Genomic DNA, 15,290 nt, shown 5'->3' on the forward strand with positions numbered 1-15,290 from the left:
TGCATGCCTCTTCTAATATAGCCGTGTTTTCCAGTATTCCCCGCACACCTTACTGAGGTAAATTCGCTGTATTCATATCTTCCTCAAGCATCGGATTCTTTTTTATCGACGGAGCTGTTAAGTACGAGCCTGCAATACAAATGACAAAATTCAGGGCAAGGCCGATAACTCCTCCATGAATGCCAAAGATGGTTTTATTGCCAGTAAAGGTGAGGAGCCCAGCAAGGATGGCTCCAAGAATCATTCCCCAGAAAACAGCCTTCCCATTTAAGCGCTTCCAATAAAGTCCAAGCACAAAGGCAGGGAAAACCTGTACAAGAAGCTCAAACTTCAGCACAAAGATTTCATATAGTGTCCCTGGCGGATTCCAGGCAATCCACAGCAATCCAAAAATGGCAATAATACCGACGACCTTTCCGACCATTACTTTCCGATGCTCACTTGCATCAGGTCTAATAAATTTGCCATACACATCATTGGAAATCAAAGAAGAAAAGCTCAATAAAACAGAATCGGCCGTTGAGACAATCGCAGCGACAATTCCTCCAAAAAAGATAATCATAATCCAATAGAAAAACGGATTGATTGCAGCAATGTCATTTGCCATTAACCCGACAAGCTGCTCGGAGTTATCGCCAGATAATCCCGGATAAAGACTAATTCCAATGATTCCAACAATAAAGACTAACCCTGTTGTCAGCAAAGGCATCCATGCCATACGTGCAAACGACTTCTTTAACGTTTTTTCACTTTTTGCTGCATAAATCCTTTGGACTGCATGAGGATAAATACTGGCACCGAGCCCGACAAGGATGAGCATACTGAACCAGTTAATATTCACTTCTGCTGCCGGCACAGCGATTTTAGCTGGCTCATTTGCAGCGATATACTGAGTGATCTCTCCAAAGCTGCCGCCCGCTAAATAAATTCCACCAATCACAAAAGCAATGATTCCGATCAAAAGGACAATTCCTTGCATGACATCGGTAAAAGCAACCGCTTTCATTCCACCCATCCACTCATAAGCGAGCATAACGAATACGAATGCCAGCACTGCATATTGATATGGGATGGTTCCACCTGTCATGCCTGATACTGCCTGACCGATTGCAACCAATTGTTCGAGCAGGTAATTTCCTAATCCCCAAAGCATTAAGAATATTGCCAAGAGAGTGACCCCTTTTGAGTTAAAGCGGTGCTGAAGCCAATCTGTCGGTGTAACAAAGTTTCGCTTTTTTGCAATCACATATAATCTTGGTGCAAATAGCAGATATACTCCAATAATAATCGTCATAAACGAAATCGACTGCAGCCAGGAGAACCCCGTTCGATAGGCTGTAGGAGCATAGCCTACGATTGTGTTACCGCTATATTGAGTTGCGAATAGGGTAAAGAACAATGCAATAATCCCCAGATTTTTCCCAGCTAAGTAATAGCCTGACAAACTGCTGTGAATATTCTTTTCTCCCTTGCCCGAGTAATACCCAATTACAAGCATGATCAATGCAAAAACACTTAAGATAATGATGCCATCACTCCCGGCGAACACTAACTCTTCCATATCTAGGCCTCCTCCCTTTCTGCTTCTTCCTCGTTTTCAACAATGTTCCACTGTGTCATGCATAACCAGCTTAAATAAGCACTTAGAATCACCGAAAATATAAGAATAATAAAGCCCCAGAACGGAAATCCAAAAACATACGGCTCCACCATGGAATCAGAAAAATACCAAGGAACATTTCCAAGCGTAATCAAAACCAGAATAATCCAAATCCATTTTTTGCGAATCGGCTCTTTGATTTCTTTTTTCATTCCAACATCTCCTTTTTAGAAATATTCAGTCAACTTATACTAAAAAACACTTTATGCTGCTTTTCAAACATTGTAATGTGGTTTTCTTCCTTTAAGGTAGCACCGATTTCATCCAAGCCTTCTAAAAGAAGCTGCTTGCGGTACGGAGCAATTTCGAAAGATTCCTCAAAACCTACATGATCTGTTATTCTCTGAGTCTCTAAATCCACTGAAAGTTCATAATGAAGCTGCGTTTCGGTTTTTTCAAACAATGACTGAATGATTTCTTCTGATAAGGTGATCGGCAGAATGCCATTTTTATAGCAATTATTATGAAAAATATCTGCAAATGAAGGAGCTACAATGACAGAGATTCCAAACTCTGCTAATGCCCACGGAGCATGTTCCCTGGAGGAACCGCATCCAAAATTCTTTCTCGAAAGAAGAATCGGAGCTTTCCGATATGCTTCTTTATTCAATACAAAATCAGGGTTTTCTTGGCCATTTTTATAACGCCATTCGTAAAAAAGGAATTGACCGAAACCAGTGCGCTCAACCCTTTTTAAAAATTGCTTCGGAATAATTGCGTCAGTATCCACATTGGCTGCATCTAATGGGGCAGCCACTCCAGTGACCATTGTAAAGGATTTCATTATAGACTCGCTCCTTTCAACGTTTTCAGATGCCAATCCCGGACATCAACAAAGTGCCCTTTGATCGCTGCAGCTGCAGCCATTTCTGGACTGACCAAATGGGTTCTGGCTCCTCTGCCCTGACGTCCCTCAAAGTTTCGGTTGGATGTCGAGGCACAGCGCTGTTCAGGCAAAACAAGGTCATCATTCATACCCAGACACATGCTGCAGCCTGCTTCACGCCACTGAAACCCTGCCTTTAAAAAAATTGTATGAAGTCCTTCTTCTTCTGCCTGCTTTTTGACAAGCTGTGATCCAGGCACAACAAGAGCTTCGACGCCGTCTGCCACCTGATATCCGTTCACAATCTTAGCCGCCTTACGTAAATCCTCGATTCGGCTATTAGTGCAGGATCCGATAAAGACGGTGTCAATTTCAATCTCTGTCATTAAGGTTTTAGGGGGGAGGTCCATATATTGCAGGGCTTTTTCTGCTGAACGCTTCTGCTCGTGTGGCAGTTCCTCCGGATCTGGCACTCTTTCGCTGATGGCTGCCACCTGACCAGGATTCGTACCCCATGTGACCTGTGGCGCTACCTCTCCTGCATCAAATTCAATCTCTAAATCAAATACCGCATCTTCATCAGTAGATAGCTTTTTCCATTCTGTCAGAGCAGCTTCCCACTCAGCTCCAGCCGGCGCATATTTTTTTCCTTTTAAGTACGTAAAAGTTGTTTGATCTGGTGCTATCAAGCCTGCACGTGCTCCCATCTCAATGCTCATATTGCAAACGGTCATGCGCTCTTCCATTGAGAGCCTGGTGATGGCTTCCCCGCGGTATTCGACGACGTAGCCAGTTGCAAAATCATGACCGTATTTCCCGATGATTGAAAGAATCAAATCCTTCGCGGTTGTTCCTGTCGGCAATTCACCTTTCACATGGAGTGCCAGCGTATTTGCTTTATATTGCTTTAATGTTTGTGTGGCAAGAACATGCTCAACTTCACTTGTGCCGATTCCAAAAGCAAGAGCACCGAATGCGCCGTGTGTGGATGTATGACTATCTCCGCAGACAATCGTCTGTCCTGGCTGCGTGATACCCTGTTCTGGCGCAATCACATGTACAATCCCCTGATAGATGCTGTTTAAATCAAATAGTGTTATCCCGAAATCCTTGCAATTGTCCACAAGGGTTTTGACCTGTTTTCTGGCAATTTCATCTTGGATCGGAAGGGAACGATTTCTTGTTGGGATGCTGTGATCCATTGTAGCTAACGTTAAGTCCGGCCGCCGTACTTTGCGGTATTGCATTCGCAATCCTTCGAATGCTTGCGGTGAAGTGACTTCATGTACTAGATGGAGATCAATATAGATAAGAGAAGGCTGATCATCATCTTCGATTACCACATGCTTCCTCCAGATTTTTTCGTATAAGGTTTTTCCCACAGTAAATCCCCCCTTAAATAATCTTCTTCTCCTCCAATGCTTTTAATTGCTCCAGATTATATCCCAGCAGCTCATGATAGATTTCTACATTATGCTTGCCCATGACTTCAGGACCGACATGCTTAACCTCACCTGGTGTTCTGCTTAATTTCGGTACAATTCCTGGCATAGGGAATTCACCAAGGTCCGGATGGTCCTTGTAAATAATCATTTCTCTCTCTTTATAATGCGGGTCTTCCATGATATCTTTGGCCGTATAGATCAATCCGGATGGAACACCCTTTTCCTCTAGTATCGCAAGCGCTTCTTTTGCAGGCAGTGTTTTCGTCCACTCTTCAATCATTGAATCCAAAAGTTTCATATTTTCCCCTCTTGCATCATGTGTTGCAAAGCGCGGATCATCTGCCAGCTCCGGCTGTTCCATTGCCTTACAAAGACGGCGGAATACCCCATCGGCATTGGCACCAATGACAATATACGTTTTATCTTCTGTAAAATAAATATTGGATGGTGCGACACCTGGAAGAATATTGCCCATCCGCTCACGGATATAGCCTGATAATAGATAGTCCGGAATGATACTCTCCATTATGGAGAAAACGGATTCATATAAAGCAGTATCGACAACCTGCCCTTTGCCGGATTGTTTCCGTTCATGAATGGCAACTAGACAGCCAATGGCTGCAAAAAGTGCCGCAAGCGTATCACCAACCGAGACACCTATTCTGGAAGGCGGACGATCTTTGAAACCGGTTACATTTCTAAGCCCGCCCATGGCCTCCCCAACACTTCCAAATCCTGCCCGATTTTTATATGGACCTGTCTGGCCGAATCCAGACGTCCGAACCATCACTAACTTGGGATTGATTTCTGCGAGCGCTTCATAGGAGAGATTCCACTTTTCCATTGTTCCTGGCCGAAAATTTTCAATGACGATGTCTGCTTCCTTCACTAATTCTTTTAGGATTTTCTGACCCTCTTCTTCACGCAAGTTCAGCGTAATCGACTTTTTGTTTCGAGATTGAATCGGCCACCATAATCCCACGCCATCCTTTGATTTTCCCCAATAACGCATCGGATCTGATTTTCCGGGTGGCTCGACTTTGATCACTTCAGCACCAAAATCTCCTAATAATCTGCCTGTAAACGGCCCAGCCAATAGTGTCCCCAATTCAATCACTCGTAAATCTTCTAATGGTAGTTTATGGTCTGCCATGTTCATCCACCTTTTAATATATTTTGAATTTTTTAAATTATATATACAAATCTATGTGTTTGTATACAAAGTGTCAACCACCTTTTTCAACAAAAGAAGTATTTGTTACTTTTTACCTAATTTTAACCGCTTACATAGTATTATTCAGAAAATTCATTGTAGTTAAATTTATTTTTGTATACAATAACTGTGAGGTGTTACGATGGATGCATACAAATCAATTAAAGAATCGATTATTCTTGGCAGATATGAACCAGGGATGCGATTAGGAGAAGAAACCTTAGCAAGAGAATTAAATTTGAGCAGAACTCCTATAAGGGAGGCTATTAAACAATTAGAAGCAGAAGGACTGGTTGTCCCATTTAAAAGAGGCGTTGGCGTCCGCAATTTTACAAAAGAAGATATTAAGGAAATCTATGATCTAAGAAGTTTGCTGGAAAGCTATGCAGCCAGCCAGGCAGCGATCAATCGGACAGAAGAAGATCTGGAGCTTCTGCTATCAGCCAACCAGTTGTATGAGGCTGCGATTCACCGCCATATCGAAGACGATTTACAGAGCATAAGCAATATCGTCAATATGAATACAAAATTTCATGATGGAGTTGTTACTGCAGCTAAAAACAAACACTTATATTTTCATATCTCAAAAGTTGTTGTTGTTCCGATGGTCTTTCGTTCGTTCTATTGGTATACAGACTTTCAGCTGAGGCAATCACTGGAGGTCCATAAAACGATCTTTCGAGCCATTCAAAATAAAGAGCCAGAACGCGCACGCATAGCCATGCATGAGCATATTTTTAGCGGCCGAGACAATGTATTAAAACATTTTGATGAGATCAAGGAGGCAGTAAAATGATTGACATTTGTGAAGTAGGTCCCCGTGATGGTTTGCAAAATGAAAAAAAACTTCTGTCTACTGAAGTAAAGGCAGAATTAATTACAAGATTAATTGATGCCGGCATACGAAATATCGAAGCCGTTTCTTTCGTGAATCCAAAAGTTGTTCCGCAAATGGCTGATGCTGAAGAACTGCTGAAGCTTCTTCCTAAACGTGAGGATGTCCGCTATGGCGGGCTCGTTCTTAGCCGATCTGGACTGGAACGAGCGATACAAACAGACGTAGATTTCCTGCATGTTGCCCTAACTACCAGTGATTCTTTTAATCTTCGCAATGCTAAAAGAACGGTCGATCAAGCGGTTAATGAGCTTTCAAAGGTTATTCAAGAAGGCGCTGAAACGACAAAAGGTGTTTCAGGTGTACTTGGAACTGCATTCGGCTGCCCATTTGAAGGAGAAGTTCCCTTAGCAAAAGTGTTAACGGTTGCAGAAAAGTTCTTGAGCGCCGGATGCTCCGAAATTACATTGGCGGATACAACTGGAATGGCCAATCCTATTCAAGTCCAAAGTGTGGTTACTGCATTTTATAATCAGTTTGGCCAAGATTTATCACTAGGACTTCACTTCCACAACACTCGTGGTCTCGGACTCGCCAATATTTTAGCTGGCTACCAATCGGGCGTCCGCCGTTTCGACTCTTCCATCGCTGGTCTTGGCGGCTGCCCTTTCGCGCCAAAAGCTGTTGGCAATGCCTGTACTGAAGACATGGTCAATATGTTCCATGGAATGGGGATCAGCACAGGCACAGAGCTGGACCAATTAATCGATACGGCAAAATGGCTTGAGAATCATATGGAGCGGCCGCTGGATGGGATGCTGATGAAAGCAAATTAGAGAAGTCACTATTTAAAATTGCCTTTAATGCAAACTCACAAATAAGCAGTTCTATTTATAAAGGATTAAATGGAGCTGCTTATTGTGTTTGCGCTTGTTAATGATTTATAGGTATGCAGTTGATGGTTCATGATTGAGCTCTTCAATGGTTAAAAAATCAAAACGTACTTCTTGATCTTTCCCTTGAGGACTGCAGGCATAGACCCCTGCTAATATGGTTGAGTTTTCTGGTATCTCTAGATGTGCAATTCTAATTTGGTTCCATGCTTCTCCGTCCCAAGAGAAATCGACATAGACATTTTGACCAATAATAGAAATGCGATAATATATTTGGGTATTCTTAACGTCTACATATTGGGTAGACCAATCAGAATAGCCTCTATTTGTAACAACTGCTCCTAACTTGCTTCTATCATCTGGTATGTACTCTATTGAAGTTTTCACCCATATATCTTCAGAGAATCGTATCATTAGTCCAGCTTGGTCATACTTTGATTTTGGCAGTGTCTTAACTCTTGTGGTCATTCTGAAATTCTTGCTGGTTTTCGTAAAGAGAAAATGCCCATTATCAGCCTCAAACCCGTAATGCGTTTTTTGCCAAAAATCCGTTTCCAAATCTGTTTTTAATACAAGTTGAGAAGAATCCCTGTCCAAAAACCAATTCTTTGGTTCACAGCGCCACTCAAGCTCTTTACTAAGTTGTTCACTGTTAAAGTTCTCATATAATATCCAACTTTTGCTCATCAGCTAGCCTCCCATTTTATCCTCGATTTTCATTACTATATCACACATTCTCTGTTATTAAATGGAGATAGGCTTCCTTGTGCCATCAAATATATTTATAAACAAAAAAAGCACCAACTTCTCAAAAAAGAAACTGGCACTTTGATTTCACATATCTAACGTGACACTTTCGGAGGCTGACACGTATCACACTTGCGCTGGTGGTTATTTTTAAATTTCGTAAATGTTTTTTCAAATTGGCTCCCACAGGCACATTGGAATTGAAGCTTTTGCGAAAAACCATGATATTCCGTCGTCAGCAGCTTACTTTCAGAATTTTTCTCAACAAATTCTTTAATTTTACTAATAGTCCATCGTTTATTCATTTTCTTACACCTCTATAGTTGATCGTTATGCGGAAGCTTTTAATGGGATCCGTATAAGGAAAAGTCTTAATCTTCTTAAGCTCCTCATTATATCATGTACTGTCATACAATAAAACAGATGGAAGGATCTTATCCATTCTCTTTCTTACCTTATATATCCAAAATTTTACGAATCCGAATCTGCACTAAATATAATCAACATTTAATTATGTGCTTCAAGCTCAGCTCGGATTACCTTTGACAGTAAATAATCTATGAATGAATTTCCTTTTCCTTAAACAAACTAACCTTATATCTAAAAGGTGGAGTTGAGTACGGTTGCATATTGGAAAATTTGAGTCAATTATGTGGAGTATTGCCTTTCCTGGATTTAGTCAATTATTAACTGGCCATTATATTAAAGGGATCTTTTTTGTTCTTTCAGAAGTCATTATAAATATGAACAGCCATTTCAACCTTGCTATTATGTTTAGCTTTATTGGAGAATTTGATCGGGCATATTCTGTTACAGATTTTCAATGGCTTTTATTTTATGCCTGTTTATACTTTTTTGCGATGTGGGATGGCTACAGAACGGCGATGCCTGCTGAAGAAAAGTTATCTTTTCTCCCATTCGTTTTCTCTGCCTATTTTGTAACAGTGGGAGTTTTTTATTGCACGAAATTTAAATTATTCGGCACTTTAATTGGTCCTGTATTTATCCCCATGCTCTTTGTAATCCCTGGTTTAGTGATCGGATTTACGCTAAGGGCAATTATTCTAAAGGTATCCGAAAGAAGGAGTTTCGTCTGACTTCTTTAAAGGGTCTATCCTGCGAATAGGCATGATGACCAGGTTCTCCTCCGCCCTTTCCATATAAAAAGTGAAATCGAAAATGATTTCACTTTTTTATATGGAGACCAATTATTTTTTATGAACCTGCTTTAACAAGCTGTTTCAGTGCTTCATTTATTGGAGTAATTGGACGGCCAAGTACTTTTTCAAAATCATGACTTTCCACAGCCAATGAACCGCTGCGAATGCTTTCCTGTATTCCTACTACAATCGGAATAGCAAAGTCAGGTACACCTGCTCCTTTCATTGCTTCTGCATATTGTTCGTCACTAACATGCTGCACAGGGATTTCTTTTCCTAGGACATTCCCAAGAGCAGATACCAATTCTTCTTGCGTTAAAAGAGGACCAGAAAGTTCGTATACTGTATTTTCATGACCGTTCCCAGTAAGTACTGCTGCTGCAGCTTCTGCGTAATCCTGCTGCAGTGCCCATCCTACCTTCCCTTCTCCAGCAGATGTTACCCATGGAGCTCCTGCCATTGCACCTTGAATACTTCCCATTTCGTTTTCCAAATACCAGTTGTTGCGTAAGAATGAATAAGGAATGCCTGTTTTTACAATGGCTGCTTCTGTTGCAATATGTGGTGGTGCCATTAAATTTTTGCTTTCGGTTGCATTAGCTAAACTAGTGTATGCAATAAACTTTACTCCTGCGCGTTCAGCCGCTGCAACCGCATTTGCATGCTGCTGGATTCTTGTGTCATTATCACCATCAGCTGAAATAATCAGCAATCTGTCAATGCCTTTAAAGGCTTCATCGAGGGTTTCAGGGTGATCAAAATTTCCATGACGAACTTCCACTCCACGGGTGCGGAATCCTTCTGCTTTTTCAGGATCACGGACACTGACTGCCAAATTGCTTGCAGGTACTGTATTTAATAAAGATTCTACAATCTTTGAACCTAATTTTCCTGTTGCTCCAGTAACTAAAATTTTCATGTTCATTGCCTCCAATAGAATTTACTTTGTAACAACCTTGATTACATGTATTCATTTTAGTTACATGTAACCGTATTGTCAACAGGTATGATTTTGATCTTAAAAATAATTTAGTATAATAAACTTGTAATTAAGTTTATTACATGATAAAAATGGATGAATGATAATGAAGGCGGTGACTGAGGATGCCCATCAGTAGCAGATTTGCTGTTGGTATTCATATATTAACTTTAATTGAAATGACAAGAGAAGAAGGTGTAACCTCTTCTGAATTTATAGCCGCAAGTGTTAACACGAACCCAGCTGTGATCAGAAAAATCATGGGAATGCTCAAAAAAGCTGGTCTGATTGAGGTCCATCCAGGTATTGCTGGGGCTAAACTTGCAAAAAGCTTATCTGATATTACTCTTTTTGACATTTATAAAGCAGTTGATGTGGTACAGGAGAATGAATTGTTCAGCATGCATGAAAGTCCTCTTCCTGATTGTCCTGTCGGCAAAAACATTCAAAATACGATTGAACCATTGTTCACAGCAGCACAGCTGGCAATGGAAAAGGTATTAAAAAATGTGACGATTGAAGATGTTGTTAGGGACATTGACCGTAAAGAACAGATTCAATAGATTCCAGGTACAAAAACGAAAAAGCCGTTGAACAATACATTGAGTATTCCTGCAACGGCTTCTTTTTTTATCTATAGAATTATTTTCTTTAGCTATTCGGCTCTATATGAATGTGCACATTATATACACCATGCTTATCCATTAGGGTATGTTCGATAATATCTGCGATGTCATGCGCCTTTTTTATGTCTAATGTGGAGTTTACAAGGATTTCAACGTCTACAACTTCATTGTTTCCATAGCTTCGTCCTCTTATTTCCTTAATGCCTTTGACACCATCTACATTTAAAATTTCTGTTTTATATACATTCAATTTTTCTTCATCAAATCCATCAGACAATTCATGTGTCGCATGCTTGAATATGTCCCAAGCTGTTTTGCATATAAGAAGTCCCACAATAAATGCCGTAATGGGATCTAACCAGGGCATGTTTAATTGGGAGCCAAATATGCCTATTGCGGTTCCGATACTTACCCATGCATCTGAAATATTGTCTTTCGCGGCTGACATAACAGCGGAACTGTTTATTTTTTCGGCCAGCTTTTTATTGTAGCGGTACACAAAATACATGACAACCGCGGATACTAAACCTACATATGCTGCTATGATATCGGGTGATTCGCTTTCCCCTTCAAACACAGAAGTTCCCGCATCGATCAGGACCTGAATTCCAACAGCCATCATAATAAACGATGCAACCATGCTAGCAATGCCTTCACTTTTCCAATGGCCATATGTATGATTCCCATCTGGCGGTCTTTGTGCAACTCTTAACCCAATTAACACTGCAATCGAAGCAATGATATCTGTTGTATTATTCAATCCATCTGCTCTTAAAGCAGCGGAATCACTCATGTATCCTACCAGAAGCTTGAATATAGAAAGGACAATATAAGCAACTATACTAATAATTGCTCCTCTTTCCCCTAATTTCAAATCTTTATATTTTTGTTCTTCCATTCAATCAACTCCCTGTCAACCATCGAACTATATAGTAACAAGCCATGATCGTGTGGGTCTAGAGAAACCTTTTTGACCTTTTTTATAAAAGATAGGAGGAGGTAACTAAGTTGGTTGAGGTCAAAATTTCTTGCTTAGGCTGAATTATTTTAATAGATTCAACTATGATTGGGGTTTTGGGTTTTGGGTTTTGGGGACAGGTTCCTCGACCCATTTTTGGGTTTCAGATACAGGTTCCTCGATTCCATTCATTTAGAATCTGGTTAAGGTTAATAATCGGAGCTTTTCCGCTTATTTGCATTTTGGGGCTGTTTCTGGAGGAAATAAGAGGAGGTTTTCCGGTTACTTCAGTAAAACCGGCTTTTTTCTCGTTTTTTGATCAAATAGCCGGAATTGCTCCCTCTGTTTCAGCTATTTTTTGAGCTATTTCCAAAATAAAAGAAATTTCTTCGCTTATTCATCACATTGAAAATGGCTGGAAAGACAATACGCTCCCCCTAACTCCATCAAAAAATCATACTGCTAACAAATCCCAATTATTTAAAACACACAAAAGAAATAAACATTAACCTGATTACCTTGCGCAAATAAGGGAAGTAAAAGTTATAAGTTTCTATTTTATTAAAAATCACTTACATCAGGAGGAATTTTTAATATGAAAGCTGTTACTTTCCAAGGTGCAAAAGATATTCAGGTTAAAGAGGTAGCGAATCCAAAGATTGAAAAAAGTGACGATCTCATTATTCGAGTAACGTCTACGGCTATTTGTGGATCAGATCTTCATATTTATCAAGGAGCTCTTCCGGCATCCAAAGATTATGTGATTGGTCATGAGCCGATGGGAATTGTTGAAGAAGTAGGACCGAGTGTGGAGAAAGTGAAAAAAGGCGATCGTGTCGTACTTCCTTTTAATATCTCCTGTGGTCACTGCCATTATTGTGCCAATGATATGGAAAGTCAGTGTGACAACTCCAACACAAATCCACATGTGGATACTGGCGGTTACTTTGGATTTACAGAACGATACGGAGGCTATCAAGGCGGACAAGCCGAATTGCTCCGTGTGCCATTCGGTAACTTTGTGCCGTTTGTGATTCCTGAATCGGTTGAACTTGAAGATGAGTCCCTGCTCTTTATGTCGGATGTATTACCGACAGCTTATTGGAGTGTTGAAAGCGGCGGAGTCAAAAAAGGAGATACAGTCGTTGTTTTAGGCTGCGGTCCAATCGGTTTAATGACGCAAAAATTTGCCTGGATGAAAGGCGCCAAACGTGTCATTGCTGTGGATAACGTAGCGTATCGCTTAAATCATGCCAAGAAAATGAACCAAGTCGAAGTCATCAACTTTGATGATCATGAGGATACTGGTGCATATATTGCGGAAGTCACAAAGGGCGGAGCAGATGTTGTTATTGATTGCGTAGGAATGGACGGGAAAAAGAATCCACTGGAAGTCGTTGAGCAAAAATTAAAACTTTCAGGCGGTACAACAAGTGCGATTCGAATCGGAATGAAGGCCATCAAAAAGTTTGGCACCCTACAGGTTACGGGTGTATATGGTTCCATGTATAATCATTTCCCGCTCGGCAATCTGTTTGAAAGAAATATTACCCTTAAAATGGGACAGGCTCCTGTCATTCACTACATGCCAATGCTATTTGACATGATAAAGGAAGGCAAGATTGACCCGACTGAAATCATTACGCACAATCTTCCATTACACATGGCCAGTGAAGCATATAAAACATTTAATGATCATGAAGATGAGTGTATTAAAGTGGTGCTGAAGCCTTAATTGATTTTAATGCAATTATGTTTGCTGCACCTGCGCGTGCGGGATCAAACACGATAAATAAAAGATAAACGCCATGCTGCGATTATTGCAGCATGGCGCTTTTACGTGCTTTACATTACTATAAGTTTAGAAGTTCACCAGTAAATAATAGAAAAATGTAGCCACCTACAAATGCAAACCCTATAATCAACCAGATTAAAAACAGCCAGCACAATGTCAAAAAAACTTGCTGAACCATATACTATTTAGCCACTTCATGCCTATTCCCCATTCAATTCATTCTAGTTTTCATTGACCCATTTTGCAGCACTATGCGACGAAATACAAGTATTGTATGTTAATAGTCACTATTCTGTATAGAATATATTTGTAAGGTACTAGAACTAACACGGTATGGAGTCACTTTCTTTTTGTATAACTTCACTACATCAATATGTTCCTTGTAACAATAAACAGTAAATTTTATATCATTTTTTCCGCTCTTTGTTTGAATAATAAACGGAATAATATGAGTCTTTGGATTTAAAAATGCCTCTTCGCTACCCGTAATCATAAAATACTTGTTTAAAAACGTAGCTTTATTAAAACCATCTATAAACTCCAATTTCTCTCTTTCTGCTAATAACTTACCGTTATATGTGACATGAACATCGTTCGCACTTAACTTTGGCTGGAGCTCGAATTTGCTTAAGATCCATGCAACAAAAGCACTCGGAGGATTTGTTGCGAATTTAAGGATACCGGCAAGTATGATAGCCATTACATACCATGTCATTTATATCAGCCTCTTTTTCTTGATGTATATAATGATAGATGTGAATTTTTTTCATACTTATTATACCTTATAAACTAATTAATCCTGAACTTGAAGAACAAGCAAACATTTACACTCCACTTTATATTTGGGCAAATGTGGTAAAATGATGATAGCTATTCATTTTCCCAAAGGAAGGTTTACCAAAATGATCTATTTAAAAAGCTTTAAACTTTCCCCTCATACAGCCAGGAATCCAAATGCCTATCCGTACAATGTGTTTAAAAAAATTACTGGAGAAGTGTTTGTCTTTCATAATATTACAGTATTGTATGGCAGCAACGGTTCTGGTAAGTCTACACTCTTAAATTTAATGGCAAACAAGCTAAATATTGCTGGAGCGGAAGATCTTACGAATAATGGTTACAATACATACCCGACAGATTATTTGATGGAATGTTCGTACAGCCTTGGCGAAGTGATGAGTGACGGAGAATCAGATCAAATTCCGCGTAATAGCCAGTACATCAAAAGTGAAGATATTTTATATGAGATTAAGAAGATTCAGCAGGAAGCAGTTCTTAAGGAAGGCTACCTGTACCAGCACTCTAAATTGGGGTATACGAAGGAAAACTTGGAAAAGCTGAAAGACTCTTCAAAAATGTACAAAGAAATCGAGATTATGAAGTTTGCCAATGAGAAGTATTCTAACGGAGAGACATCCATGCAAATATTTGATGAGTATCTTACTCCTGATGGATTATATCTGCTCGATGAACCTGAAACATCTCTTTCGCCGACCAATCAAATTCTGTTAGCTGAAGAAATCAATAAACTGGCTAGATTTTTTAACTGCCAGTTTATTATAGCGACACATTCGCCTTTTATGCTGGGAACGCTAGATACTAAAATTTATAACCTTGACGCTCCGTTTTTAAGAACCTATAGATGGACGGAACTTGAAAATGTAAGGTATTTCTATGACTTTTTCAGAGACCGGAAAAGTGAATTTGAATAAATGATGGAAGGTTGATTTATGTGCAATTTGATTGCATTTAAGGTCTATTGTAAAATGCCACCAATAAGTCATTGTTTTAAATTTGAATATATTAAGTAGTTCGCAAAAAAAAGAGGAGAATACGTTTTGATAACGCCATCCTCCTCTTTTTGTGTATCATTCACTGCTTTTGCCTTAACTGCTACAATAAATTCAATGTCTATCGATCAAGTACAGCCTTCACACTCATAATAGGTGTCTTTTAGTTCAATCGCTTTTACTAATCTTCCTAATTTAATATCCTCAACATCGGTAAATTCCATATCCGCTATTCGCTCCACTGCTACATTTTTTGCATCAGCTTCATCCTTTGCTACTATGCTATGCTCCCTGGAAATACCGCTTGAGATTATTTCGTACTCAAATAAGAACCTTTGCATTTCATTTAACCTCCCTTATGTC

17 protein-coding genes are annotated in these 15,290 nt (G+C 39.7%); 6 read left to right on the forward strand and 11 right to left on the reverse strand.

Annotation, left to right across the window (positions count from 1 at the left end; translation table 11 throughout):
- Nucleotides 1-49: 49 nt before the first annotated feature.
- From F7732_RS16335 to F7732_RS16355, 5 genes are read right to left on the reverse strand one after another with little or no spacing between them, the layout of a single operon-like run.
- Entirely contained in the window at nucleotides 50-1,561 is a 1,512-nt protein-coding gene (locus tag F7732_RS16335; RefSeq protein WP_151575070.1) for a sodium:solute symporter family protein, read from the reverse strand.
- 2 nt (nucleotides 1,562-1,563) lie between these two features.
- Nucleotides 1,564-1,812: a hypothetical protein gene (locus F7732_RS16340; RefSeq protein ID WP_151575071.1), complete on the reverse strand. Its 249-nt coding sequence runs from the start codon at nucleotides 1,810-1,812 to the stop codon at nucleotides 1,564-1,566.
- A 29-nt stretch (nucleotides 1,813-1,841) separates the two neighbouring features.
- Nucleotides 1,842-2,444 carry a 3-isopropylmalate dehydratase small subunit gene (gene leuD / locus F7732_RS16345; RefSeq protein ID WP_151575072.1) on the reverse strand — a complete coding sequence of 201 codons (603 nt, stop codon included), beginning with the start codon at nucleotides 2,442-2,444 and terminating at the stop codon, nucleotides 1,842-1,844.
- Nucleotides 2,444-3,868 carry a 3-isopropylmalate dehydratase large subunit gene (gene leuC / locus F7732_RS16350; RefSeq protein WP_151575073.1) on the reverse strand — a complete coding sequence of 475 codons (1,425 nt, stop codon included), beginning with the start codon at nucleotides 3,866-3,868 and terminating at the stop codon, nucleotides 2,444-2,446. Before leuC ends, leuD begins: the two co-directional genes overlap by 1 nt.
- A 13-nt stretch (nucleotides 3,869-3,881) precedes the next feature.
- Nucleotides 3,882-5,084, reverse strand: coding sequence for a CaiB/BaiF CoA transferase family protein (locus F7732_RS16355; protein ID WP_151575074.1), 1,203 nt, complete (start codon nucleotides 5,082-5,084; stop codon nucleotides 3,882-3,884).
- A gap of 202 nt (nucleotides 5,085-5,286) precedes the next feature.
- Here F7732_RS16355 and F7732_RS16360 point away from each other — a divergent pair, with 202 nt between their 5' ends.
- Nucleotides 5,287-5,940, forward strand: a complete 654-nt coding sequence (locus F7732_RS16360) for a GntR family transcriptional regulator (protein ID WP_151575075.1) — start codon at nucleotides 5,287-5,289, stop codon at nucleotides 5,938-5,940.
- A complete protein-coding gene (locus F7732_RS16365) occupies nucleotides 5,937-6,815 on the forward strand; it encodes a hydroxymethylglutaryl-CoA lyase (RefSeq protein ID WP_151575076.1) in 879 nt (292 codons plus the stop codon). The genes F7732_RS16360 and F7732_RS16365 overlap by 4 nt, the downstream gene beginning before the upstream one ends.
- Nucleotides 6,816-6,920: 105 nt before the next feature.
- Here the strand turns inward: F7732_RS16365 and F7732_RS16370 are convergent, their stop codons facing one another.
- Together F7732_RS16370 and F7732_RS16375 are read right to left on the reverse strand one after the other, a co-directional pair.
- Nucleotides 6,921-7,559 carry a DUF1349 domain-containing protein gene (locus F7732_RS16370; protein WP_151575077.1) on the reverse strand — a complete coding sequence of 213 codons (639 nt, stop codon included), beginning with the start codon at nucleotides 7,557-7,559 and terminating at the stop codon, nucleotides 6,921-6,923.
- Between the two features lie 155 nt (nucleotides 7,560-7,714).
- A complete protein-coding gene (locus tag F7732_RS16375; RefSeq protein ID WP_151575078.1) occupies nucleotides 7,715-7,924 on the reverse strand; it encodes a hypothetical protein in 210 nt (69 codons plus the stop codon).
- 345 nt (nucleotides 7,925-8,269) lie between these two features.
- On the opposite strand from F7732_RS16375, the gene F7732_RS16380 reads away from it, so the two are divergent.
- On the forward strand, nucleotides 8,270-8,716 hold the full coding sequence (locus F7732_RS16380; RefSeq protein ID WP_151575137.1) for a hypothetical protein: 447 nt from the start codon (nucleotides 8,270-8,272) through the stop codon (nucleotides 8,714-8,716).
- A gap of 118 nt (nucleotides 8,717-8,834) precedes the next feature.
- Here the strand turns inward: F7732_RS16380 and F7732_RS16385 are convergent, their stop codons facing one another.
- Nucleotides 8,835-9,698 (reverse strand): SDR family oxidoreductase, encoded by an 864-nt coding sequence (locus F7732_RS16385; RefSeq protein ID WP_151575079.1) that lies wholly within the window; start codon nucleotides 9,696-9,698, stop codon nucleotides 8,835-8,837.
- Nucleotides 9,699-9,883: 185 nt separating this feature from the next.
- On the opposite strand from F7732_RS16385, the gene F7732_RS16390 reads away from it, so the two are divergent.
- The gene (locus F7732_RS16390; RefSeq protein ID WP_066448807.1) at nucleotides 9,884-10,321 is read left to right on the forward strand and encodes an Rrf2 family transcriptional regulator; all 438 of its coding nucleotides are present in this window, start codon (nucleotides 9,884-9,886) and stop codon (nucleotides 10,319-10,321) included.
- A gap of 88 nt (nucleotides 10,322-10,409) precedes the next feature.
- On the opposite strand, the gene F7732_RS16395 is transcribed toward F7732_RS16390, so the two are convergent.
- Complete coding sequence (locus F7732_RS16395) at nucleotides 10,410-11,282, reverse strand: cation diffusion facilitator family transporter (protein WP_066448809.1); 873 nt, start codon at nucleotides 11,280-11,282, stop codon at nucleotides 10,410-10,412.
- A 655-nt stretch (nucleotides 11,283-11,937) separates the two neighbouring features.
- Here F7732_RS16395 and F7732_RS16400 point away from each other — a divergent pair.
- Complete coding sequence (locus F7732_RS16400; protein ID WP_151575080.1) at nucleotides 11,938-13,077, forward strand: zinc-dependent alcohol dehydrogenase; 1,140 nt, start codon at nucleotides 11,938-11,940, stop codon at nucleotides 13,075-13,077.
- 337 nt (nucleotides 13,078-13,414) lie between these two features.
- Here the strand turns inward: F7732_RS16400 and F7732_RS16405 are convergent, their stop codons facing one another.
- Complete coding sequence (locus F7732_RS16405) at nucleotides 13,415-13,852, reverse strand: YfmQ family protein (RefSeq protein WP_151575081.1); 438 nt, start codon at nucleotides 13,850-13,852, stop codon at nucleotides 13,415-13,417.
- Between the two features lie 187 nt (nucleotides 13,853-14,039).
- Here F7732_RS16405 and F7732_RS16410 point away from each other — a divergent pair, with 187 nt between their 5' ends.
- On the forward strand, nucleotides 14,040-14,849 hold the full coding sequence (locus F7732_RS16410) for an AAA family ATPase (RefSeq protein WP_151575082.1): 810 nt from the start codon (nucleotides 14,040-14,042) through the stop codon (nucleotides 14,847-14,849).
- 206 nt (nucleotides 14,850-15,055) lie between these two features.
- On the opposite strand, the gene F7732_RS16415 is transcribed toward F7732_RS16410, so the two are convergent.
- Entirely contained in the window at nucleotides 15,056-15,268 is a 213-nt protein-coding gene (locus F7732_RS16415) for a hypothetical protein (RefSeq protein ID WP_066448830.1), read from the reverse strand.
- Nucleotides 15,269-15,290 lie beyond the last annotated feature (22 nt).

This window comes from Bacillus mesophilum, assembly GCF_008923265.1.
GTDB classification, from domain to species: domain Bacteria; phylum Bacillota; class Bacilli; order Bacillales; family Cytobacillaceae; genus Cytobacillus; species Cytobacillus mesophilum.

Excerpts from the sequence above, each read along its gene's own strand:
- F7732_RS16340 (WP_151575071.1), bottom strand. The coding sequence starts at position 1,812 with ATGAAAAAAGAAATCAAAGAGCCGATTCGCAAAAAATGGATTTGGATT.
- F7732_RS16415 (WP_066448830.1), bottom strand. The coding sequence starts at position 15,268 with ATGCAAAGGTTCTTATTTGAGTACGAAATAATCTCAAGCGGTATTTCC.
- F7732_RS16360 (WP_151575075.1), top strand. The coding sequence starts at position 5,287 with ATGGATGCATACAAATCAATTAAAGAATCGATTATTCTTGGCAGATAT.
- F7732_RS16355 (WP_151575074.1), bottom strand. The coding sequence starts at position 5,084 with ATGGCAGACCATAAACTACCATTAGAAGATTTACGAGTGATTGAATTG.
- F7732_RS16385 (WP_151575079.1), bottom strand. The coding sequence starts at position 9,698 with ATGAAAATTTTAGTTACTGGAGCAACAGGAAAATTAGGTTCAAAGATT.
- F7732_RS16380 (WP_151575137.1), top strand. The coding sequence starts at position 8,270 with ATGTGGAGTATTGCCTTTCCTGGATTTAGTCAATTATTAACTGGCCAT.
- F7732_RS16410 (WP_151575082.1), top strand. The coding sequence starts at position 14,040 with ATGATCTATTTAAAAAGCTTTAAACTTTCCCCTCATACAGCCAGGAAT.
- F7732_RS16370 (WP_151575077.1), bottom strand. The coding sequence starts at position 7,559 with ATGAGCAAAAGTTGGATATTATATGAGAACTTTAACAGTGAACAACTT.
- F7732_RS16375 (WP_151575078.1), bottom strand. The coding sequence starts at position 7,924 with ATGAATAAACGATGGACTATTAGTAAAATTAAAGAATTTGTTGAGAAA.
- F7732_RS16390 (WP_066448807.1), top strand. The coding sequence starts at position 9,884 with ATGCCCATCAGTAGCAGATTTGCTGTTGGTATTCATATATTAACTTTA.
- F7732_RS16400 (WP_151575080.1), top strand. The coding sequence starts at position 11,938 with ATGAAAGCTGTTACTTTCCAAGGTGCAAAAGATATTCAGGTTAAAGAG.
- F7732_RS16335 (WP_151575070.1), bottom strand. The coding sequence starts at position 1,561 with ATGGAAGAGTTAGTGTTCGCCGGGAGTGATGGCATCATTATCTTAAGT.
- F7732_RS16395 (WP_066448809.1), bottom strand. The coding sequence starts at position 11,282 with ATGGAAGAACAAAAATATAAAGATTTGAAATTAGGGGAAAGAGGAGCA.
- F7732_RS16365 (WP_151575076.1), top strand. The coding sequence starts at position 5,937 with ATGATTGACATTTGTGAAGTAGGTCCCCGTGATGGTTTGCAAAATGAA.
- F7732_RS16405 (WP_151575081.1), bottom strand. The coding sequence starts at position 13,852 with ATGACATGGTATGTAATGGCTATCATACTTGCCGGTATCCTTAAATTC.
- leuD (WP_151575072.1), bottom strand. The coding sequence starts at position 2,444 with ATGAAATCCTTTACAATGGTCACTGGAGTGGCTGCCCCATTAGATGCA.